Annotated in this window: 18 protein-coding genes; 9 read left to right on the plus strand and 9 right to left on the minus strand. The window is 73.7% G+C overall.

Annotated elements, in window-relative coordinates; all coding sequences use genetic code 11:
• Window positions 1-67 precede the first annotated feature (67 nt).
• Window positions 68-1681, plus strand: coding sequence for a histidine ammonia-lyase (gene hutH, locus NJC10_RS06755; protein ID WP_319075444.1), 1614 nt, complete (start codon window positions 68-70; stop codon window positions 1679-1681).
• 158 nt (window positions 1682-1839) lie between these two features.
• On the opposite strand, the gene NJC10_RS06760 is transcribed toward hutH, so the two are convergent.
• On the minus strand, window positions 1840-3150 hold the full coding sequence (locus NJC10_RS06760; protein ID WP_319075446.1) for an MFS transporter: 1311 nt from the start codon (window positions 3148-3150) through the stop codon (window positions 1840-1842).
• Window positions 3147-3809, minus strand: a complete 663-nt coding sequence (locus NJC10_RS06765) for a flavin reductase family protein (RefSeq protein WP_298710524.1) — start codon at window positions 3807-3809, stop codon at window positions 3147-3149. Before NJC10_RS06765 ends, NJC10_RS06760 begins: the two co-directional genes overlap by 4 nt.
• A 102-nt stretch (window positions 3810-3911) precedes the next feature.
• Here NJC10_RS06765 and NJC10_RS06770 point away from each other — a divergent pair, with 102 nt between their 5' ends.
• Window positions 3912-4589 (plus strand): GntR family transcriptional regulator, encoded by a 678-nt coding sequence (locus tag NJC10_RS06770; RefSeq protein WP_319075449.1) that lies wholly within the window; start codon window positions 3912-3914, stop codon window positions 4587-4589.
• Between the two features lie 36 nt (window positions 4590-4625).
• Here the strand turns inward: NJC10_RS06770 and hutG are convergent, their stop codons facing one another.
• The 5 genes from hutG to NJC10_RS06795 all read right to left on the minus strand — a co-directional run bounded on the left by hutG (window position 4626) and on the right by NJC10_RS06795 (window position 9634).
• Window positions 4626-5666, minus strand: a complete 1041-nt coding sequence (hutG, locus tag NJC10_RS06775; RefSeq protein WP_319075450.1) for a formimidoylglutamase — start codon at window positions 5664-5666, stop codon at window positions 4626-4628.
• Window positions 5667-5740: 74 nt separating this feature from the next.
• Window positions 5741-6256, minus strand: coding sequence for a CoA-binding protein (locus NJC10_RS06780; protein ID WP_319075451.1), 516 nt, complete (start codon window positions 6254-6256; stop codon window positions 5741-5743).
• 3 nt (window positions 6257-6259) lie between these two features.
• Window positions 6260-7621 (minus strand): O-acetylhomoserine aminocarboxypropyltransferase/cysteine synthase family protein, encoded by a 1362-nt coding sequence (locus NJC10_RS06785; protein ID WP_319075452.1) that lies wholly within the window; start codon window positions 7619-7621, stop codon window positions 6260-6262.
• Window positions 7622-7866: 245 nt separating this feature from the next.
• A complete protein-coding gene (locus NJC10_RS06790; protein WP_319075454.1) occupies window positions 7867-8685 on the minus strand; it encodes a DUF1648 domain-containing protein in 819 nt (272 codons plus the stop codon).
• 46 nt (window positions 8686-8731) lie between these two features.
• Window positions 8732-9634 (minus strand): EamA family transporter, encoded by a 903-nt coding sequence (locus tag NJC10_RS06795; RefSeq protein WP_319075456.1) that lies wholly within the window; start codon window positions 9632-9634, stop codon window positions 8732-8734.
• A gap of 185 nt (window positions 9635-9819) precedes the next feature.
• On the opposite strand from NJC10_RS06795, the gene NJC10_RS06800 reads away from it, so the two are divergent.
• The 4 genes from NJC10_RS06800 (at window position 9820) to NJC10_RS06815 (ending at window position 15023) form a co-directional block, all read left to right on the plus strand.
• Complete coding sequence (locus tag NJC10_RS06800) at window positions 9820-11259, plus strand: acyl-CoA dehydrogenase family protein (protein WP_319075457.1); 1440 nt, start codon at window positions 9820-9822, stop codon at window positions 11257-11259.
• Entirely contained in the window at window positions 11256-12674 is a 1419-nt protein-coding gene (locus tag NJC10_RS06805; protein WP_319075459.1) for an MFS transporter, read from the plus strand. Before NJC10_RS06800 ends, NJC10_RS06805 begins: the two co-directional genes overlap by 4 nt.
• On the plus strand, window positions 12671-14056 hold the full coding sequence (locus NJC10_RS06810; RefSeq protein WP_319075461.1) for an NtaA/DmoA family FMN-dependent monooxygenase: 1386 nt from the start codon (window positions 12671-12673) through the stop codon (window positions 14054-14056). Before NJC10_RS06805 ends, NJC10_RS06810 begins: the two co-directional genes overlap by 4 nt.
• Window positions 14057-14156: 100 nt before the next feature.
• Window positions 14157-15023, plus strand: a complete 867-nt coding sequence (locus NJC10_RS06815) for a siderophore-interacting protein (RefSeq protein ID WP_319075463.1) — start codon at window positions 14157-14159, stop codon at window positions 15021-15023.
• Between the two features lie 93 nt (window positions 15024-15116).
• Here NJC10_RS06815 and NJC10_RS06820 read toward each other — a convergent pair whose 3' ends face one another.
• Window positions 15117-16589: an MDR family MFS transporter gene (locus tag NJC10_RS06820; protein ID WP_319075465.1), complete on the minus strand. Its 1473-nt coding sequence runs from the start codon at window positions 16587-16589 to the stop codon at window positions 15117-15119.
• Window positions 16590-16791: 202 nt separating this feature from the next.
• Window positions 16792-18939, minus strand: a complete 2148-nt coding sequence (acs, locus tag NJC10_RS06825; RefSeq protein WP_413466408.1) for an acetate--CoA ligase — start codon at window positions 18937-18939, stop codon at window positions 16792-16794.
• A 193-nt stretch (window positions 18940-19132) separates the two neighbouring features.
• Here acs and NJC10_RS06830 point away from each other — a divergent pair, with 193 nt between their 5' ends.
• The 3 genes from NJC10_RS06830 (at window position 19133) to NJC10_RS06840 (ending at window position 22567) form a co-directional block, all read left to right on the plus strand.
• Window positions 19133-20407 (plus strand): acyl-CoA dehydrogenase family protein, encoded by a 1275-nt coding sequence (locus tag NJC10_RS06830; RefSeq protein WP_298710501.1) that lies wholly within the window; start codon window positions 19133-19135, stop codon window positions 20405-20407.
• A gap of 397 nt (window positions 20408-20804) precedes the next feature.
• The gene (locus tag NJC10_RS06835) at window positions 20805-21869 is read left to right on the plus strand and encodes a methionine ABC transporter ATP-binding protein (protein WP_319075466.1); all 1065 of its coding nucleotides are present in this window, start codon (window positions 20805-20807) and stop codon (window positions 21867-21869) included.
• Window positions 21866-22567, plus strand: coding sequence for a methionine ABC transporter permease (locus NJC10_RS06840; protein ID WP_135030714.1), 702 nt, complete (start codon window positions 21866-21868; stop codon window positions 22565-22567). Before NJC10_RS06835 ends, NJC10_RS06840 begins: the two co-directional genes overlap by 4 nt.
• Window positions 22568-22635: the final 68 nt, after the last annotated feature.

Here is a 22635-nt window from a genome sequence, read left to right on the forward strand (position 1 = left end):
CCGACGTCGGACACACCCGCCCGGCGTCGGGCCCGACCCACCCCACCACCCGAGGAGCGCACCGCCCATGACCACCCCTCCCGCCACCGTCACGCTCGGCACGTCCGGGGCCACCCTGGACGACGTCGTCGCCGTGGCCCGCCACGACGCCCGCGTGGTGCTCGCCGACGACGTGCTCGAGACCGTCGGCGCGGTGCGCCGCCACGTCCAGGCACTGGCCGAGGCCGAGACCCCCACCTACGGCGTCTCCACCGGCTTCGGCGCACTCGCGGACAAGCACATCCCGCTCGAGTCCCGCGCGCAGCTGCAGAAGTCGCTGATCCGCTCCCACGCCGCCGGCATGGGCCCCGTGGTGGAGCGTGAGGTCATCCGCGCGCTGATGTTCCTGCGCGCCACCACGCTGGCCTCCGGCCGCACGGGTGTGCGCCCCGTGGTCGTGGAGACCTTCGTGGCCATGCTCAACGCGGGCATCACCCCGGGCGTGCGCGAGTTCGGCTCGCTCGGCTGCTCGGGCGATCTGGCCCCGCTGTCCCACGTGGCGCTCGCGCTCATGGGCGAGGGCGACGTCGTCGGGGAGGACGGCGCGCTGCGTCCGGCCGGCGAGGCGCTCGCCGAGGCCGGGATCGAGCCGGTGGAGCTGCGGGAGAAGGAGGGCCTGGCCCTCGTCAACGGCACCGAGGGCATGCTCGGCATGCTGATCATGGCCCTGGCGGACCTCGACGAGCTCGCCGACACCGTGGACCTCACCGCCGCCATGTCCGTGGAGGCACTGCTCGGCACCGACCGCGTGTTCGTGCCGGAGCTGCACCTGCCGCTGCGCCCCCACCCGGGCCAGGCGGCCTCCGCGGAGCGGATGCTGAAGATCCTGGCGGGCTCGCCGATCGTGGCCAGCCACAAGGAGGGCGACTCCCGCGTGCAGGACGCCTACTCGCTGCGCTGCGCCCCGCAGGTGGCCGGCGGCCTGCGCGACACCCTCGCGTACGTGCGCACCGTGGCCGAGCGCGAGCTCGCCGCGACCGTGGACAACCCCGTGGTGCTCGACGACGGCCGGGTGAGCTCGAACGGCAACTTCCACGGGGCGCCCGTGGCGTACGTGCTGGACTTCCTGGCCATCCCGGTGGCCGACGTCGCCAGCATGTCCGAGCGCCGCACCGACCGCATGCTGGACCCGGCCCGCTCGCACGGGCTGCCCGCGTTCCTCGTGGACGACCCGGGCGTGGACTCCGGCATGATGATCGCCCAGTACACGCAGGCCGGGCTCGTCTCGGACATGAAGCGCCTGGCCGTGCCCGCGTCCGTGGACTCCATCCCGTCCTCCGCGATGCAGGAGGACCACGTCTCCATGGGCTGGCATGCCGCCCGCAAGCTGCGCTCGGCCGTGGAGAACTTCCGCCGCGTGCTCGCCGTCGAGCTCGTGGCCGCCGCCCGCGCGATCGAGCTGCGCGCCCCGCTGCAGCCCTCCGCCGCGACCGGCGCCGCCGTCCGCGTGATCCGGGAGGCCGGTGTCCCCGGCCCGGGCCCCGACCAGTACATGGCCCCGCAGCTGGCCGCCGCCGAGCAGGCCCTGCGCGACGGGTCCGTGCTGGCCGCCGTGGCCGAGGCGCTCGCGGGCGCGTCCGTCGACGCCGAGCCGCAGGACCTGGCCGAGGAGTCCGAGGGCGCGGAGGCCGAGGGGCACTGACGCCGCGGAGCGGTCAGACGCCACAGAGTGGTCACGACATGCCGCGTCCGTCTGCACGAGGCGGCGTGTCGTGACCACTCTGTGTGTGGAGGGGTCTGTGTGTGGAGGGGTCTGTGTGTGGAGGGGGCGGCCTGCGGGTCGGGCCCGGTCACCCCGGCTCAGGCCGCCAGGTCCACGTCCTTCGTCTCCTTCATGAACAGGCCGGTCAACCCGGTGAGGCCGCCGACCACCATGAGGTAGATCGGGAACGCGCTGGTCCAGCCCTGCGCCGTCAGCCACGTGATCAGGTACGGCGCCGTGCCGCCGAAGATCGCGGTGGCCAGCGAGAGCATGGTGGCCACGCCCCTGGCGCGCACCGCCGTGGGCAGCACCTCGGACCAGACGGCGCCGTTGACGCCGAACAGCAGCGCCACGGCCAGCAGGGCGATGGTCTGCACGAGCAGGAACGAGGCGAAGGTGCCGTCCAGCATGCCGAACAGCGGGAACGGCAGCAGCACGAAGAGCAGGCCGAAGGCGATGACCAGCGGACGGCGCCCGACCCGGTCACCCAGCAGGCCCGCCCCGAGGATGGCGGCCAGGAAGATCACCTGGGCCACGAGTGAGGCCGAGAGGGTGGTGGACTTGTCCATGTGATGGGCCACCTGCGCGTGCGTGGGCAGGTAGATCAGCCACGTGTAGAACATCAGGGAGCCGCCCGCGGAGACCAGGAAGATCGTCAGCAGGCCGCGCCACACCGCGCCCGGCTCCCGACGTGGGGCCTCGTCCGCGGTGGGCACCACCTGCTGCGCCGCCGTGAAGTGCTCCGACTCCGTCAGGCTCCGTCGCAGGTACAGCGCGTAGAGGCCGAGGACGCCGCCGATGCCGAACGCCACGCGCCAGCCCCAGGACGCCACCTGCTCGTGGGAGAGCAGCGTGTTGATGGCCAGACCCACGAGGGTCGCCAGGATCGTGCCCACCACCACGGACACCCACGACGTCGCCCCGAACAGCCCGCGCCGACCCTGCGGCGCGCGCTCCACGAGGTAGGTCACGGAGGTGCCCATCTCGCCTCCGTGCGCCAGGCCCTGCAGCAGGCGGGCGATGACGAGGATGACCGAGGCGAAGACGCCCACCGTGCCGTAGGTGGGGGTGACGGCGATGATCAGGCTGCCGAGCGCGGTGATCATCATCGCCGCGAAGAGGCTGCGCTTGCGGCCCACCCGGTCCGCGTAGGCGCCGAACACGTAGCCGCCGATGGGGCGGGCGACGAAGCCCACCGCGAAGACGGCCAGGGTCGCGAGCAGCCCGGAGGTGGGGTTGTCCGTGTGGAAGATCTGCGCCGCGAAGACCGGGGCGAAGATCGTGTAGACGTTCCAGTCGTACCACTCCAGCGCGTTGCCGAAGTTCACGGCCAGCATGTCCTTCAGGCTCCGGGGGCGGGCCTGGGGCACGGGAGTGGGCCGGGCCGCGCCGGTGGCCGCGGTGCTCATGCCCGTCCCTCGAGGCCGGCCTGGGCATCGCCGTCGGCGCCGGGCACCCGCATCTCGAAGGTCTCCCGCACCACGGTGTAGTCGAAGTAGCCCAGACGCGCGATCGGCTGGATGCGCGGGATGTCGATGCGGCCGTCGGCGGTGATGACGTCGTCGTCGATGTGGATGGTGTCCACGTGGGCGAAGACCACGTCGATGGTGCCGACGTTCGAGTCGCCCTTGATGCGGTGCGTCGAGTGGTAGCGGCACTCGAAGCGCACGGGGGACTCGGCGACCATCGGGATGGGGTGGTTGTCCGCGTAGACCTTGGTGACGCCGTGCTCCGCGATGCGGTCCCACTCGCTCTCGCCCGGCTCCAGGGCCATGGCGGAGACGTTGACGGCCTCGCGCAGGTCGTAGGTGGCCATGTTCCACACGAACCAGCCGGTCTGCTCCGCGTTGAGGACGGTGTCCTTGCGGCGTCCGTCCGGGTACTGGTTCGCGGAGAACATCACCATGGGCGGGTCGAAGGTGAGGTTCTGCCACTGGCTGTAGGGGGCGATGTTCTCCATGCCGTCCGGGCTGACGGAGGACAGCCAGCCGATGGGCCGCGGCACGGTGGAGCTCTTGAAGGGGGAGAAAGGCAGGGGGTTGGCGTCGTGCTGCGGGCGGTACTTCATGAGTCCTCCATGTGATGGCGGTAACAGGATGTGGGCCACGCTACGCCGCATATTCCGGATATATCAAGCGGATGTGCGCAGATGACTGCCTAGGCTGGGCTTATGAACAAGTCGGAGGAGGCCTACACCCGCCTGACGCAGAAGATCGAGACCGGGGAGCTGCCACCGGGCGCCGTCCTCAGCGAGGCGGCCCTCATCGCCGCCGCCGAGACGGGACGCACGCCCCTGCGCGAGGCCGTGCAGCGCCTCATCCGCGACCACTGGCTCCTGACCGGTGGGGGACGTGGCCTTCAGGTCCCCGCGATCTCCGTGGACGACCAGCTGGAGAGGCTGGAGGTGCGGCGGTCGCTCGAGGCGCTGGCCGTGGGATTGGCCTGCGCGCGGGCGGACGAGGAGCAGCTGGCCGCCGTCGCGGCCCACGTGCGGCACCTGCGCACGGTGGAGGATCTGCCGGCGTACGTCGCCGCCGTCGGGCGCTCGCACGAACTCCTGCGCACGATCGCGAACAACCGCTATCTCGCCGATTCCCTGGTCCCGCTCCAGGGGCTCTCCCGGCGGTTCTGGCTCGCCACCACGAAGGGTCTGCCCGACGAGGTCGAGCGTGGCCGGGCGTTCTACGTCCCGGCGCTGGAGGCGGTGACCCGGAGGGACTCGGCGGGAGCCCGGGCCGGGGTGCTGGCCCTGCACGACTTCCTGGCACGCTCGGCGCTGGACTACGCCGCCCGACGCGCGGCCCACGGCAGCGCCGAGCCCCCGGCCCCGTGGGCGGAGGGTCGCTGACGCGCGGCCCCCGCGCCTGAACGAGTCCCGGCCCGCTCAGGCCAGCAGCGACGCGTCCGTCCGGTGACGGCTGACGATCGCGTGGATCAGCCGGGCCGCGGCCTTCGCCGTGCGGCCGTCCACGTCCAGGGAGGGGTTGAGCTCCACGACGTCGGCCAGGGCCAGCTTCCCGGACTGGGTGGCCTCCAGCGTGCACGCGTGGATCACCTCGTACGGCACGCCGAAGCCGGCCGGTGCGCTCACCCCCGGGGCGACGGCGGCCGGCAGCACATCCAGGTCGATCGTCAGGTAGAGCACGTCCACCGCGTTGATGAACGAGCGCACCCAGCGGCGCACACCGGTGACGTCGGCGGTCTGGGCCTGCTCGTCGGTCACCCACGTGACCCCGCGTTCGCGCGCGGTGTCGAACAGGACGCGGGTGTTGTTGGCCTCGCTGATGCCCACCACCGCGTAGGAGAGCTGATGCTCCGCCCCCTCGGCGTCGCGCAGCACCTGCAGGAACGGGGTGCCGGAGCTGGGTCGCGGCGCCTCGCGCAGGTCGAAGTGCGCGTCCAGGTTGAGGATGCCCACGCGGGTGCCCGCACCCACGCGCCTGGACCCGGTCAGGCCCGTGATCGAGGCGTAGGCGGTCTCGTGCCCGCCGCCGAGCACGACGGCCAGGTCGTGGGCGTTCAGCAGCCCGCTGACCACCGTGCTCAGCTCGGCCTGGCCGGCCTCGAGCTCGCCCGGGGCGCCGTCGTCGCCGCGGTCCACGGACACGTCGCCCGCGTCCACGAGCGTGCCCGTGCCCGCGAGGTACGCGAGCGAGGCGAGCGCGCCGCGCAGCGCCTCCGGGCCGTCCTCGGCGCCCACGCGGCCGTGGTTGCGGCGCACGCCCTCGTCCGAGGCGAAGCCGACGAGCGCCGTGGACCGCGCGCCCGACGTCGGCGCGCCGGCACCGGGGTGGCGCTGCGTCGTCGTGGGCTCACCGCGGCCGTCGGCGGGGCGCACGACCTGGTGCCAGCGCAGATGCTCGGGGGCGTCGCCGTCGGTGCGGCCGGTCCAGGCGGGGGAGGGGGAGGGGAGCTCGGAGGTCATGGTCCCATCCCACGCCATCGACGGGCGGGTGCGCAACGAGGGCCGGACGACGCCCGACACGGGGCGTCGCCCGTTCAGCGGTCCAGTTCCTGGCGCCGCGAGCTGATCACGCCGGTGACGAAGCCGGCGAGGTTGAGCCCGCCGTGGAAGCGGGCGTGTTCGATCTTCACGCAGCGGTCCATCACGATCTCCAGGCCCGCGGCCTCGGCCTGACGCGCGGCGTCCTCGTTCCAGATGCCCAGCTGCAGCCACACGGTCCGGGCGCCCACGCGGGCGGCGTCCGCCACCACCTCGGGGGCGTCGGAGGACTTGCGGAACACCTCCACGAGGTCCGGGGTGACGGGCAGGTCGTCGAGCGAGGCGTAGACGCGGTGGCCGAGGATCTCCTTGCCGGCCGCGGCGAGCACGGGATTCACGAAGTAGACGTCGTATGTGGTCGAGCTCAGCAGGTACGTGGCCACGAAGTAGGACGCACGGGCCGGCTTGTCCGAGGCGCCGACGATCGCGATCGAGCGGGTGCGCCGCAGGATCGCCAGGCGCTCGGGGGCGCTGGGGCCGGTCCAGGTCCGCTCGGGGTGGGTGGTGCTCATGGCTCAGGCCTCCTTCTCGACGTCGGCCTCGACGGCGGTCGGCGCACGGACCGGGGCGACGTCGTCGTCCTCTCGGGTGCGGCCCGTGGCTGCGGTGAGGGCCTGGTCCAGGTCCCACAGGATGTCCTCGACGTCCTCGATCCCCACCGAGATGCGGATCAGGTCCTCCGGCACGCCGCCGGCCACGAGCTGCTCGGCGGTGAGCTGCTGGTGCGTGGTGGACGCCGGGTGCAGCACGAGCGTCTTGGCGTCGCCGATGTTGGCCAGGTGGCTGGCCAGCCGCAGGTGCGCGATGAAGTCCGCGCCGGCGTCGCGACCGCCCGCCACGCCGAAGCTGAACACCGAGCCGACGCCCCGGGGCAGCAGCTCCCGGCCGCGCGCGTGGTGGGGATGGCCCGGCAGGCCCGCGTACGCCACCCAGGCGACGCGCGGGTCCCCGTCCAGCCACTGCGCCACGGCCTGCGCGTTGGCCAGGTGCGCGTCCATGCGCTGCGCCAGGGTCTCCACGCCGATCATCAGCTGGAACGAGGACTGCGGCGCCAGGGACGGGCCGAAGTCGCGCAGCTGCTCGGAACGCAGCTTGGTGAGGAACCCGTACTCGCCGAAGTTGCCCCACCAGGAGACGCCGCCGTACGAGGGCACGGGCTCGGTCATGGACGGGAACTTGCCGTTGTCCCACGGGAAGCGGCCGGACTCCACCACGACGCCGCCCAGCGTGGTGCCGTGGCCGCCCAGGAACTTCGTGGCCGAGTGGATCACGATGTCCGCACCGTGCTCGATCGGGCGGATCAGGTACGGCGGCGTGAGCGTCGCGTCCACCACGAGCGGGACGCCGTGGCGGTGCGCGACGTCGGCCAGGCCCGGCAGGTCGACGATGTCGCCCGAGGGGTTGGCCACGATCTCCACGTACACGGCCTTGGTGTTCTCCTGGATCGCGGCCTCGTAGTCGGCGGCCTCCATCGAGTTCACGAACGTGGTCTCCACGCCGAAGCGGCGCAGGGACACGTCGAGCTGGGTGATCGTGCCGCCGTAGAGCTTCGAGGAGGCCACGATGTGGTCCCCGGCCCCGGCGAGCGCCGCGAAGGTGACGAACTCGGCGGCCATGCCGGACGCCGTCGCCACCGCGCCGATGCCGCCCTCCAGCGTGGCGATCCGCTCCTCGAACGCCGCGACCGTGGGGTTGCCGATGCGCGAGTAGATGTTGCCGTACTTCTGCAGCGCGAAGAGGTTGGCCGCGTCGTCCGCAGACTCGAACACGAAGGAGCTCGTCTGGTGGATCGGCACCGCGCGGGAGCCGTGGACGGCGTCCGGGACGGCGCCGGCGTGCAGGGCCTTGGTGCGGAATCCGAACTCGTGGTCGGCCACGGCGGTCCTCTCTGGCAGGGGGCGAGAATGCGCGCCCCACCCTGCCAGGCCCGGGCGACGACGTCGGACACCGCGTCACATACGCGCCGCCGGGGCGCTCGCGGCCCCCGGCCGCCGGCCCCCGACCCCGGCCTCCCCGGCGAACGAGGTGTCACGAAACGTTGGAATGGCGCCCGCATTCCCACATTTCGTGACACCTCGTTCCGAGAGGAGGGGGAGCGTGGCGGGGAGCAGCAGGCGCGTGGTCATCGGTTCAGGGCCGCCGCGATCCAGACGGCCGCGGGCAGACCGACGATGAAGACGCCCACGAACCCATAGGTGAGAAGGCGGCCCGTGCGCGAGGCGAGGTTCACCGTGGCGCCCACGCCGTAGCCCTCGCGCTTGGGCGGGAAGGCAGAGGGGTCGTCGGGGTCGCGCTTCAGGCCCGCCGCGGTCCACTTCTCCTCCTCGGCGGCCTCCTCGGCGGTGGGGCGGTGGCCGAGGTCCTGGGCGACGCGGTCCGACCAGCGGGTGCCGCCGCGGATCGCCGCGCTGAGCGCGACCATCACCCCGACCATGAGGAGGGTGAGGCTGAGCGGCATGAGCCACCAGGGCATCCGCCACGCGCCCGCGGTGAGGACCTCCACCGTCGACGGGAGCATCGGGAGCAGGGTCAACGCGGCGATCCACCCGAGGGCCGTGCGCATGCCGCGGTCCACCCCGGCCTGCCGCACGCGCCGCCACGGGGAGGCGTCCGGAGGCAGGGGAGACATCATCGGCACGATGGCGGCCATGAGCGCCATGAGCACGGTCATGCCGAGGGCGACGATCGGCCCCATGCCGACGGTGCCCAGGGACTTCTCGTCCCAGTCGTCGGGACGGCCGTCGATGCCCCAGTGCACCGGGACCCGGTCCGGGAGGTCGGGCAGAGCGACCGTGACCCACCCGAGCATGCCGATGCACACCGCCGCGGTCAGCAGGAACGGCAGCCAGGGCCGCCACGCCCCGCGGCGCAGGGCCTCCCGCTCGGCGGCGGGGACGTCGTCGTCGGGCCGGCCCGGGCCGGGGGGTGTGGCGGGGGTCATGCGTTCAGGCTACAGAATCCTGTGGACGCGCTGAGGGCGGCGGGCGTCAGGCCCGCGCCGCCCGGTCACCGCGGTCCGTCGCCCGGCGCATGCGACGCTCCGGCGCCCGCCCCAGCCACACCGCCGCCGCACACGCCGCGACCACGAGCAGCATCCCGGCCACGTCCGGCACGTCCAGCACCTGCCCGCGCACGGCCCACGCGGTGAGCGCGGCGGCCACGGGGGACAGGCACGTGAGGAGGGAGAACAGTGCGGTGGGCATGCGGCGCAGCACGTGCATCTCGATCCCGTACGGCAGCGAGGAGCTCAGCACCGCCACCACCAGCCCGACGCCCAGCACGACGGGGTCGAGCAGGGCGGGCCCCGCCGTCGTCGCGCCGATGGGCAGGGCGAGGAAGGAGCCCGCGACCATGGCCAGCGCGAGCCCCTGCACCCCGGGCAGATGCCCGCCCGCGGCCCGACTCATCAGGATGCAGCCCGCCCAGAAGGCGGCGGCGCCCACGGCGCACGCCACGCCCACGGGATCCAGCCCGGCGCCCGCGCCCGCGCTGAACCCGTCCCGGCCGAGCAGCACGATGCCCGCAAGGGCGACGCCGGCGCAGGCCCATGCGTCCCAGCGCCGCCGCGCCAGGACGGACAGCGCGAGCGGTCCGAGCACCTCGAACGTGACGGCCACGCCCTGGGGGATCCGGTCGAACGCCTCGTAGATGAGCAGGTTCATCCCGGCCATGGTCAGCCCCAGCCCGACGACGGCGGTCCATCCCTGCGCGGTCAGGCTCGCCAGGGCGCGGCGCCCGGGGCGGGCGAAGGCCAGCAGCAGGAGGGCGGAGAACACGAGGCGCAGGGCGACCATCCCGGAGGCGCCGACCTGACCGAACAGCAGGCCGGCGATGGAGGCGCCGAGCTGCTGGCACAGCACGGAGAGCAGGACCAGCAGCACGGGAGGCACGCGGCCAGCGTACGGGTCATCCAGGGGCGGCCGGACGCGTTCGGCGGTGCGGCAGCGCCGTCGTGACTCCGGCCCGGGGCCCGGTTCAGACCGTGGGCGGGCGCGCTCCTAGCGTGGCGGCAGACCACGCACTCGGCCGTCGGTGCCGGACACCACCGCTGACCGCCCCGCTGACAAGGACCCCCATGACCGAGACCCTCACCGCCGCCCGCGCGGAGGACGTCCGCCCCGAGCCGCCCCGCGCGGAGGCCTCCGTCCTCACCCCGCCCGAGGTCGACGTGGCCGACCTGCCCCGCGACCTCGCCGGGCTGCGCGCCCACTTCGCGCCGCTGTTCGCGCAGATCGCGGAGGGCTCCCGCGAGCGCGATCACGAGCGCATCCTGCCCTTCGAGGAGGTCCGCGCGCTCCACGCCGCCGGCTTCGCGGTGCTGCGCGTCCCGGCCGAGGCGGGCGGGCCCGGCGTCGACGTGCGCACCGCGATCGCCCTGCTCGTGGACCTCGCCGAGGCCGACTCCAACGTGGCCCACCTCTACCGCTCACACCTGGGCTTCCTCGACGCGCTGCGGTTCCAGCCCGAGGACGTCCGCACGCGCTGGTACGGGCGCGTCCTCGCCGGCGCCACGGTGGGCAACGCCTCCACGGAGAAGGGCGGCAACGCGCTCGGCACGCTCAACACGGTGCTCACGGAGGACGCGGCGGAGGCGGGCGACGACGGCGCGGCGGACTCCGCGCCCGCGTGGACGCTCTCCGGCACGAAGTACTACGCCACGGGCTCGATCTTCTCCTCGCACACCCGCGTCTCCGCCTCCGTGCGCCGCGCCGACGGGAGCGTGGACGCCGGGCGCGGCTTCGCCGTCGTGCCCGTGGACGCCGCCGGCGTCACCCTCGAGGACGATTGGGACGGCTTCGGGCAGCGCCTCACCGGCACGGGCACCGCGGTGTTCGAGGATGTGAGGATCCCCGCGGGCGACGTGCTGCGGCGCATCCCCGGCACCCCCGAGGCCGTGTTCGAGGCCGCGTACTTCCAGCTGATCCTGCTCGCGGTGCTGGCCGGGATCGCCCGGGCCTCCCGCCGCGACGCCGCCGCCCGCGTGGCCGCGCGCGTGCGCACCTTCAACACGGGCCTGGGCCTGCCGTTCCGTGAGGACCCGCTGATCCAGGAGGCCGTGGGCCGGATCGCCGCGAAGGCGTTCACCGCGGAGGCCGCGGTGCTGGCGGCGGCGGAGGCGCTCGACGCCGCGCTCGCCGCCGGGGCGGCCACCGGCGCCGACCGCTGGGGCTACGACGGGGAGACGCCGCTCGCGTTCGCGAACGCCGAGGTCGCGGTGGAGCACGCGCAGATCACCGTGCCCGAGCTCGCGATCGGCGCCGCGCAGGAGCTCTTCCTCACCGGCGGCGCCTCGGACACGTCCACCGCCAAGGGCCTGGACCGCCACTGGCGCAACGCGCAGACCGTGGCCACACACAACCCCATCGCCTTCCGCGCCCGGGCCGTGGGCGACTACTGGATCAACGGCACCCTGCCCGAGGGGCTCTCCGCGATCGGCGATGCGCCGGCGACGGGTTCAGGGCCGACCGACGCCGCGGCGTCCGCCGTCGTCATCACCGAGGGGGACGCCCGATGAGCACCGTCCTGGACGCTCCGGAGGCGACCCCGCCGTCGTCGGGGCCCGGCACCGGGAACGCGCCCGCCTCCCCGGCCGCCCCCGCCGAGGACCCCGCGGCCCGGCGCCATCGCACGCGCGCCGTCGTCTCCTCGCTGCTGGGGACCACGATCGAGTGGTACGACTTCTACCTCTACGGCCTGGCCGCCGCCCTCGTGTTCAACGTGCAGTTCTTCCCGGGCGCCACGCAGCTCGGAGCCACGCTCGCCTCCTTCGCCACCCTCGCGGTGGGCGTGGTGATGCGCCCGCTCGGCGGGGTCGTGGCCGGGCACTTCGGGGACCGCGTGGGGCGCAAGGCCCTCCTCGTGGTCTCCCTCCTGCTCATGGGCGTCTCCTCGTTCCTCATCGGCCTGCTGCCCACCTTCGCGCAGGCCGGCTGGTGGGCCGTCGCCGGTCTCGTCCTCCTGCGCCTCGTGCAGGGCGTCTCTGCCGGGATGGAGTGGGGCGGGGCCGCGCTGATGTCCGTGGAGCACGCCCCCGCGCACCGCCGCGGCTTCTTCGGCTCCTTCACGCAGATCGGCTCCTCGGCGGGCATGCTGCTGGCCACGGCCGCGTTCAGCATCGTCCACCTGTTCACCACGGAGGAGCAGTTCGCCGCCTACGGCTGGCGCATCCCCTTCCTCGCCTCGGCCGTGCTCGTGGCGATCGCCCTGGTGATCCGGCTCGGCGTGCAGGACGCGCCGGAGTTCCAGGAGCGGCGCGCGGCCGGCGAGCTCAGCGCCTCCCCGGTCCGCGAGCTGCTGCGGGACCACGGCCGGGCCGTGCTCGTCACGGCCGGCCTGCGCCTGGGACAGAACGGGGTGTACTACCTGATCACCGTGTACCTCGTGAGCTTCCTCGTGCTGCGCGGGCATGACAGCGGGATCCTCCTCACCTCGATCATGGTCGCCTCCGCGATCGGACTCGTGAGCACCCCGCTGTGGGCCGCGCTCTCCGACCGGTGGGGCCGGCGCCGGGTGTCCCAGCTCGGCTACGCCCTCATCGCCGGCGCCGGGTGGGCCGTGTTCGCCGTGACCGAGGCCGGGCTGATCGCGTGGCTGCCGATCGTCGTCGTGCTCGTGATCAACGTGGCCCACGACTCCGTGTACGGCCCGCAGGCGGCGTGGTTCGCCGAGCAGTTCCCCGTGCAGGTGCGCTACTCCGGCGTGAACCTCAGCTACCAGATCGGCACGGTGCTCGGCGGCGGCATCGCCCCGTTCGTCGCGGCCCTGCTCTTCGAAGCCGGAGGGCGCACCCCGTGGCTGATCGCCGCGTACCTCACCGTCCTGGCCGGGCTCTCCCTGTGGGCGTCCAGCCAGGCCGCCGATCCGACCGCGCGCCGCGGCGAGGCGTCCGGATCGGCGCCCGCCGTCTCGACCGTCCAGGAGACCCGATGACCCCGCAGCCCGAGGCGCAGAGCGCCCAGCCCTTCCTGCTCAGCGCGTTCGAGATGATGACGCCCGTGCACCAGTCCCCGGGGCTGTGGCGGCACCCGGACTCGCGGATCGCCGAGTTCGACCGCCTCTCCTACTGGATCGACCTCGCCCGCACCGTGGAGGAGGGCGGGTTCACCGCGCTGTTCCTCGCGGACGTCCTGGGCCTGTACGACGTGTACGACGGCGGGGTCGAGGCCACTGTGCGCGGCGGTGTCCAGTGGCCGCTGCTCGAGCCGACCGTGGCCGTGCCCGCCATGGCCGCCGTGACCGACCGCCTCGGCTTCGGCGTGACCGCGTCCGTCACGTACGAGCAGCCGTACCAGTTGGCCCGCACCTTCGCGACGCTCGACCACTTCACGCAGGGCCGCGTGGCCTGGAACGTCGTGACCAGCTACCAGGACTCCGCGGCCCGCAACCTCGGGCTGGACGGGCAGCTGCCGCACGACGAGCGCTACGACCGCGCCGACGAGCACCTCGACGCCGTCTACCGCCTCTTCGAGGGATCGGTGGAGCCGGGCGCCGTGGTCAAGGACGCCGCCGCCGGCGTCTTCGCGGACCCGGAGCGCGTGCACCCGGCCGGCGTGGCGGGCACGCACTTCCGCGTCCCCGACACCGCGCTCACCCACCCCGGTCCGCAGGGCACCCCGTTCCTCTTCCAGGCCGGCGCCTCCGCGCGGGGGCTGCGGTTCGCGCAGGAGCACGCCGAGGCCGTCTTCGCCATCGGCCCGACGGCGGCGCACGTCCGCCGCTTCGTCGAGCAGACGCGGGCGGGGCTCGTCGACGCCGGCCGCGCCGAGGACGCGATCCGTGTGCTCGCGATGGTGACCGTCGTCGCCGCCGAGACGGACGAGGCGGCGGAGGAGCGGCTGCGTGGCTACGCGGACTTCGTGGACGTCGAGGGTGCCCTCGCCCTGTTCGGCGGATGGACCGGCGTGGACTTCGCGGGCCTGGACCCGGACGCGCCGCTGGAGCACGTGGTGACGGACGCGAATCGCTCCGCGCTCGCGGCCTTCACCGCGGACCCCTCGGGGAAGCTGTGGACGCTGCGGGACGTGGCCGAGTTCGTGGCGATCGGCGGGCGCGGCCCCGTGATCGTGGGCTCCCCGGCGACCGTGGCGGACGAGCTCGAGCGCTGGCAGGCCGAGACCGGTGTGGACGGCTTCAACATCTCCGCGGCCGTGCGCCCGGCCGACCTCGAGCGGTTCACCACGCTCGTGAGCCCGGAGCTGCGCCGCCGCGGCGCGCTGCGCGAGCCCGAGGCCGGGAGGACGCTGCGCGAGAACATCACCGGCGCGGGGCCGCGCTTGCCGGAGGATCACCGGGGCGCGGGGTTCCGCGGCTGACCTCCCCGTCCTCAACGAGCCCTGCGTTGTGCTGCCGTTCCCGCGGGAACAGGCACCACAACGCAGGACTCGTCGCGCCGTGGCGTGGGAGAGTGAGGGCATGACCCGCCCCGAAGAGCCCGGCCGCCCCGCCCGCCCCCAGACCGTGCTGACGGTCCAGCGCACCGAGCGCCTCAGCCCGCACCTGGTCCGCCTGACGCTCGGCGGCGAGCAGTTCGCGGACTTCCACGCCCGCTGGGCCGCCAAGGGTGCGGCGGATCAGTACATCAAGCTGCTCTTCACCGACCCCGTGCTCGGCCTCACCCCGCCCTACGACCTGGACGCCCTCCGCGAGCGCCTCACGCCCGAGCAGATGCCCGTCCGCCGCACCTACACGGTGCGCGCCGTGGACGCGGCGGCCGGCACGGTGGACGTGGACTTCGTGGTGCACGGGACCGGTCCCGACGACGGCCTCGCCGGTCCGTGGGCCGCCTCGGCACAGCCGGGGGACACGGTGGCGTTCATGGGACCCGGCGGCAGCTACAGCCCCGATCCCGGGGCGGACTGGCACCTGTTGGTCGGTGACGACTCCGCCCTGCCCGCGATCGCCGCCGCCCTGGAGGACCTCGCGCGCACGGCCCCGGACGCCGTCGGGACCGCGCTGATCGAGGTGGGCGGCGCGGAGGACGAGCTGCCGCTCGAGGCACCGCTCGGCGTCGAGGTGCGCTGGCTGCACCGCGGCGGGGACTTCACCCCGGAGGCGACGCGCTGGGCTGCCGAGCTGCGCGCGCTCCCGTGGCACGAGGGCCGGGTGCACGCGTTCGTGCACGGGGAGCGCGAGCAGGTGAAGGCCGCGCGGGCGTACCTCACGGACGAGCGCGGGGTGGACCGGCGGTCCATGTCCGTCAGCGCCTACTGGGCGTTCGGCCGCGCCGAGGACGCGTTCCAGGCGGAGAAGCAGACGCCGGTGGGGCAGATCTTCCCCTGAGGGGTGACGTGCCCATGCGACGAACCCTGCGTCGTTGTGCCTGTCGCGCGGTCTCCAGGGCGACAGCGCAGGGCTCGTCACCCGGGGCAGGGCTCACGCCGCGTCGGCCGCCGGGCGCTTCACGAACCACACCGCCACCACGTTGAGCGTGAACACCGCCGCGCCAGAGAGGAACGCCAGGTGCACGCCGTCCATCATGGCGGCCCGCGCCGGCAGGCCTGCCGCGGCCGACGACGCCGTCCCCACCGTGAGCAGCGTGATGAACAGCGCCGTGCCCGCCGCGCCGGCCACCTGCTGCAGCGTGGACATCAGGGCGGAGCCGTGCGCGTACAGCGGCCGGGGCAGGGCGCTGAGCGCCGTCGTCATGAGCGGGGAGAACAGCAGGGAGAGACCGATCGAGATGGCCACGTGCAGGCCCACCACCATGAGGGCGCTCGAGTCCTCGCTCAGCGTGGTGTAGCCCCACAGTCCCGCGGCGCCGAGAACCGAGCCCGGCACGACGAGCGGGCGCGGGCCGACGCGGTCGTAGAGGGTTCCCACCACGTAGCCGAGCACCGCCATCACGACGCCGCCGGGCAGCAGAGCCAGGCCGGACTGCTGGGTGCTCCAGCCGAGCACCTCCTGCAGGTAGATGGGCAACAGGATGATGGTGCCGAAGAGGGCCATCATGGACACGAGCATCACGCCCAGCGCCACCGTGAACGTGGGCCGGGCGAGCGTGCGCAGGTCCAGGAGCGCGCGGTCCTTGAGCCGCAGCTGGCGGGCCGCGAACGCCGCCAGGGCCAGCACACCCACCAGGATCGGGATCCACGGCGCGACGGCCGCGTGCCCGCCCGCGGCCTCGCCGATGCTGGAGAGGCCGAAGACCAGGCCCGCGAAGCCGACGGCGGAGAGCGCTCCGGAGGGCACGTCCAGGCGGACAGGATGCGGCTCGGTGACGTTGCGGACCCACGCGGCGCCGGCGGCCAGAGCGAACAGGGCGATGGGCAGCACGGTGAAGAACAGCCAGCGCCACGTGAAGTGCTCGAGGATCACTCCGCCCACGGTGGGGCCGGTGGCCGGGGCCACGGCGATGACGATCGAGATGACGCCCATGATGCGCCCGCGGCGGGCCAGCGGCACCACGTTGAGCACCGTGGTCATCAGCAGCGGCATCATGATGGCCGTGCCGACGGCCTGCACCACGCGTCCGGCGAGCAGGATCCCGAAGGTCGGCGCCAGTCCCGCCAGAGCGGTGCCGAGCGTGAACGCGCTCATGGCGATGATGAACACGGTGCGGAGGGTGAACCGGTTCAGCAGCCACCCCGTGAAGGGGATGACCACGGCCATCGTCAGCATGAAGCCGGTGGAGAGCCACTGCGCCGAGGCGGCCGAGACCGAGAACTGCTCCATCAGGCGCGGCAGCGCCACGGACATGATCGTCTCGTTGAGGATCACCACGAAGGCGGCGGAGACGAGCAGGCCGATGAGTCGGCCGGTGCCGGGGGCGAGGGTGTCGGCGACGAGGGCGCGCTCGCCGTCGTCGTGCGCGGGGCCCGGGGAGCCGGCGTCGGGGGATGAGGTCACGGGGGCCTTTCAGGGGGCGGGACCGAGCGGGGAACGGCCGCCAGTCTATGGGGGCGGGCGGGACCCCGCCCCGTGACGGTTCCGGACGGGGGTGAGAGGCTGACGTCGTCATCCTCGATCCGCGAGTCGGCCAGGCCCGCGGGCTCGCCCTCCTCCGAGATCCAGTCCGCGAACGCGGACCTCGCCGGCGAGAGCGGGGCGGTCAGGCGCGGGCGGCCAGCACCTCCGCGATCTGCCCGACGCACCACTCGTTCTGCAGGCTCGTGGTGTCCCCGAGGCGGTCCCCGGTGTGCAGCTGCGAGAGGAGGCGCCGCATGATCTTGCCCGAGCGCGTCTTCGGCACATCCGGGACGAACACCACCTCGCCCGGCTTGGCCACCGGGCCGATCACCCGGCCGACGTGCCGGCGGAGCTCCTCGGCGCGCTTCGTCGCGACGTCCTCGCCCCCGTCCGCGAACGCCGTCGCCCACTCCCGGCTCGGCACGACGAAGGCCACCGCCGCGTGACCGGTGCGCTCGTCGGGCACGGGGCACACGCCCGCCTCCACCACATGGGGGTGCGCCACGAGCGCCGATTCGATCTCGATCGTGCTCAGCCGGTGCCCGGAGATGTTGATGACGTCGTCGATGCGCCCGAGGATCCAGACGTCGCCGTCGTCATCGGTCTTGGCGCCGTCCCCGGCGAGGAACCAGCCCTGCTCCGCGTAGTCCGCCCAGTAGGAGCGGAAGTACCGTGCCGGGTTGCCCCACACCGTGCGCGCCATGGACGGTGAGGTCCGGGTGACCACGATCTTGCCCTGCAGGTGCGCGGACACGGGCGCGCCGTCGTCGTCGACCACGGCCACGTCGACGCCGGGCAGCGGGCGGGAACCGCAGCCCGGCTTGAACGTGGTGTCCGTGGGGCGGGGGGAGATGACGGTGGAGCCCGTCTCGGACTGCCACCACGTGTCCACCATGGGCACCGGGGTGCCGGTTCGCTCGAGCCCGGCCCGGCCGATCTGGGTGCGGGCCCACGCCCACGCCTCGGGATTCACGGCCTCGCCCACGGTGCCGATCAGGCGGATGGACGCGAGCGAGGGGCCGCCGGCATCCTCCGCCGGGATCCCGTCCGGGTGCCAGCCCATGAGCGAGCGGATGAGCGTGGGCGCGGTGTAGTAGCTGGTCACACGGTAGCGGTCGATCACCTCGAAGTGACGGCCCGGATGTGGCGCATTGGGCACGCCCTCGTAGATCACCTGCGTGACGCCGTTGGAGAGCGGTCCGTAGATCTCGTAGGTGTGGGCGGTGACCCACGCGAGGTCAGCGGTGCACCAGTGCACGTCGTCGCCCCGGCGGGACACGTCCGGGTGGGAGAAGAGGAAGTCGTGCGTCCACGAGGCCGCGGCGAGGTAGCCCGCCGAGGTGTGCACGAGACCCTTGGGCTGCCCCGTGGTGCCCGAGGTGTACATGATGAACAGCGGGTGCTCGGCCTCGAAGGCGCGCGCGGCGTGGGTGGCCGGCTGGCGGTCCACGACGTCGTGCCACCACAGGTCCCGGCCGTCCGTCCACGCGATCTCGCCCGGTCCGGTGAGGCCGCAGCGGTCCACCACGAGCACGTGCTCGACCTGGTTCTGACCGGCGACGGCGGCGTCTGCGTTCTCCTTGACGGGCACCACCTTCCCACGGCGGTGCTGGCCGTCCGTGGTGACGAGCAGCTTGGCGCCGGTGTCCTCCACGCGGAAGCGCAGCGCCTCGGCGGAGAAGCCCCCGAACACGAGGGAGTGCACCGCGCCGATGCGCGCGCACGCCAGGGCGATGACGATCGTCTCCACGATCACGGGCAGGTACACGACCACGCGGTCGCCGGCGGTGATGCCCAGCTCCTCGAGCGCATTCGCCGCGCGGGCCACACGGCGCTGCAGGTCCGCGTAGGTCACGGCCTCGCGGTCGCCCGGCTCGCCCTCGAAGTACAGGGCCACCTTCTCCCCGCGGCCGGCGTCCACGTGCCGGTCCACGCAGTTGACGGCCACATTCAGGGCGCCGTCCGCGTACCAGCGGATGTCCGGGCCGCGCTCGGCCGCCGGATCGGACGGGGCGAGGTCCTGCACGCGGGTGAAGTCACGGTCCCACGTGAGGCGCCGTCCGACGGCCTCCCAGAAGGCGAGCCGCTCCTCCTCGCGCACGCGCTCGCCATCGCCGCGGCCCCCGTGCGCGAGGCCGGCGGGACGGCCCGGGTGCACGTCCGGGTCGGCGGCGTCCACGACCTCCCGCGGCAGCGGGCCGGGCAGCGTGGCGAGCGCGGCGGCGGGGACGCCGTCGTTCGGGCGGCGCACCGGATCGGCGGGGGAGGCTGCGGGGACGGACGCGGTCACGGGAGGGAACCTCGGTTCGGTCGGGGGTGTGGCGAGCGCAAGCGGCGGGCGTCTCGGAGGAGCCCGGGCTCGGTCCTCGAGCGTACGAATGCCCGCGGCCGCCCCGCCCGCCCCGCGTCACGCAGGGCCGGCCGCCGCCTGCCGCGCCGCCGGCTGCCCGGCACCCCCGGGGCGCTCTGGAAGAGTGGTGCCCATGCAGAGCCCCGCCGCCGACCACGCATCCCTCTCCGCCGAGTTCGCCGAGGTGTTCCACGCCGCCGCCCAGGGCGAGCGGGCCCGCGAGGCCGGGCGCCACCTGCCCTTCGTGGCGCAGCAGCGGCTCCAGGAGGCCGGGCTGGGGAAGGTCAGCGTCCCGGCCGAGTTCGGCGGGCGCGGAGCCGGGCACGAGACGGTGCTGCGCCTGCTGGCCGACCTCGCCGCGCGGGACGTGAACACCGCACACCTGTGGCGTTCGCACCTGGTGTTCGTGGCCGCCGTCGACGACCAGCCTCAGCGCCTGAGGAAGGCCTGGATGCCTCACGCCGCCGCGGGGGAGTGGGCCGGCTCCGCCCTCGCGGAGCGCGCCGGATCCGGGGCCGCGCCGGGCCGGGCGGCGGCGCGTGCCGCCCGCGACGAGGGCGGCACGTGGGTGGTCACGGGCCACAAGTACTACGCCACGGGCTCGGCGTTCGCGCAGTGGACCATCGTCACGGTGGGCGTGGACGGGGCCGACCTCGTCTCCCGACGCAACTCGAAGCGGGCCGGCGGCGCGGTGCGCGAGCCGGAGCGGGCGATCGCGGTGGTGCGCGTTCGCCAGCCGCGCGTGCGCATCAAGGATGACTGGGACGGATTCGGCCAGCGGCTCACCGCCACCGGGTCCGTGGTGCTCGACGGCGCGGCCGCGGAGGACCTGCTCGAGGTGCCGCGTTCGCACGGGCCCGTGCCGGTGCTCGAGGAGGCCACGCTGCTGGCCCTGCAGGTGGGCGTGGCCCGCGCGGCCCTCGACGAGGGCGTGGCCCTCCTGAAGGCCCGCACCCGAACGTTCAACACCGGCACGGCGGACCGCCCGCAGCAGGATCCGCAGCTGCTCGAGATCGTGGGGCGCATGGCCGGGCAGGTGAGCGCGGCTCGGCTGCTCGTGCGCGAGGTCGGGAGGGCCATGGACGCCGCCGCGGCGTGGGACGCGGCCCATCCGGACGACGTCGAGGGCGAGGTGAGCGCCCGCCTGTGGGACGAGGCGATGGACGCGGCCTACCGGGCTCAGGCCGTGGTGCCGGACTTCGTCCTCGAGGTCTGCACCCGGATCTTCGACACCCTCGGCGCCTCCGCGACCTCCACCGAGCTGCAGCTGGACCGCCACTGGCGCAACGCCCGCACCCTGGCCACGCACGATCCTGCCGTGTTCAAGGTCCGGATGGTCGGGGACCGCCTGGTCAACGGCGCGGCCCCGGTCGCGTACACCTCCGCCGGCGAGGTCCCGGAGGACTGAGCGCGGCGGGGTCGGCGGGCACGGTGGCCCCACCACGACGACGGCGGCGCACCCGGGCGGGGGCGTCGCCGTCGTCGTGGTGGGGGCGGTCCTGTGACGACGTGTGCGCGGCGCCGAGATCCCCCACGGCCCTGGCGGCCGCGATGCGTCCTCGCCGGTCGGCCCGGCTGTGAGGCGCGGGGCCGGTGTGATGAAGTCATTGCACCCATCCAGAGCGGCCGAGAGATCTGGCTCGACGACGCCGCAGCAGCCCGCCTCACCCGCCTCCCGCAGGCAGGGTGAGGGCCAGGGTGCTCCCGCCAGGACCGATGGACGCGTCCACGCTTCCCGGGCCCCGCCGTGCGGCGGCCCGACGCGAGAACCCGTGCGCCGGTCGCGACCCGATGAAGGAGACGCCGTGCTGGAGATCGTCGATCTGCACAAGAGATACGAGTCGAAGACCGGGCGACCGGTCGAGGTGCTGAAGGGCATCGACCTGACGGTGCCGGACGGATCCATCACCGCCGTGGTCGGTCCGTCGGGGGCCGGCAAGTCCACCCTGTCCCGCTGCATCTCCCTCCTGGAGACGCCCTCCTCCGGGCAGATCCTCGTGGACGGGCGCAACCTGTCCGAGCTCTCCGGGCGTGCGCTGCGGGACAGCCGCCGCTCGATCGGGACGATCTTCCAGCACTCGGCGCTGCTGCGCCGGATCACCGTCGCTGAGAACGTCGCACTGCCGCTGCGCAACCTCGGAGTGGAGCACGGGGAGATGGAGGCGCGGGTGGCGGAGCTCCTGGAACGGGTGGATCTGCTGCACAAGGCGGACGCCTACCCCGGCCAGCTCTCGGGTGGTCAGGCGCAGCGGGTCGGCATCGCCCGGGCGCTCGCTCTTCGACCTCGCATCCTCCTCTCGGACGAGTCCACCTCAGGTCTCGATCCGCGCTCGACCCATCAGATCCTCCGCCTCCTCACCGAGCTGCGCGCCGACCTCGGAGTCTCGATCGTCCTCATCACCCACGAGATGGAGGCCGTCCGGGCCGCGGCCGACGAGGTGGCCTTCCTGGACCACGGGCGGATCGCGGAGCACGGACGGGTCGCCGACCTGATCGGACGCGGGGACTCTCCGGCGGCCGGCCAGCTCCTGCCCGTCCACCCGGTGGAGCGGGTGCCCGGTGTGCGCACCGTCCTGCGCGTCTCCCTGGGCTCCGTCCCCGTCGACCCCGCTTGGTTCGGCGACCTCGCCCGCGCCGTGTCCGCGGGGGTGAGCCTGCTGGGCGGCACCCTCGAGGACCACGGCACCCGTCCGCTCGGCCGGCTGGTGATCGGGCTCGACACCGACGATCAGCGGCAGGTCGCCGCCGCCGTCGCGGTTCTGGACGCCGCCGGGCTCCGGGTGATCGTGGAGGGCGGTGCCGACGTGCCCGTGCGCGGGCGTCCGGCCGACGCCGACCTGACGCGTGAGGTCGCGGGGGTCGCCGCATGATCGCGCTCGCCGCCGCCGCCTCCGAGCCGCTCACCTTCGACACCCCGTGGAGCGAGATCCCTGCGCTCCTGCTCCCGGCCTACGGCGAGACCTGGGCGATGGTCGGGATCGTCATGGTCTTCGTCGTGGCCTTCGGCGGGATCGGAGGCGTGCTGCTGTACAACACGTCCTCCCGTGGGCTCTTCCCCCATCCCCGCTGGCACGGCGTCCTCAGCTGGGTCGCCAACATGGGGCGCTCGCTCCCCTTCCTCGTCCTGATGGCCGCGATCATCCCCTTCACCGCGTGGATCACGGGGACCACCCTGGGCATCCGTGCCGCCGTGGTGCCCATGGTCATCGCCGGCGTCCCCTTCTTCGCCCGGCTCGTCCAGAACACCCTGAACGACCTCCCTCGGGAGAACCTCGCCGTCGGCCTCGTCACCGGCAGCTCGCCGGTCCAGATCATCCTGCAGACCCAGCTGCGGGAGGCGGTGCCGGGCCTCGTCTCGGCCCTCACCCTCAACACGATCTCGATGCTCGAGTACTCGGCCATCGCGGGGACCATCGGTGCCGGCGGCATCGGCTATCTGGCCGTCACCTACGGCTACCAGCGGTTCGACATGACCGTCATGGCGGCGACCATCGTCGTGCTGATCGTCAGCGTGCAGCTGGTCCAGTTCGCCGGCGACCGCCTCGCCCGGTCCCTGGAACGCCCGTGACCGATCACGGCCGGGCGTCCTCGCCGGGACGCCCACGTTCTCATCCTCGCCCTTCCCCTCGCCCGCTC

Source organism: Micrococcus sp. M4NT (assembly GCF_033790745.1).
In the GTDB taxonomy this organism is placed as follows: Bacteria; Actinomycetota; Actinomycetes; order Actinomycetales; family Micrococcaceae; genus Micrococcus.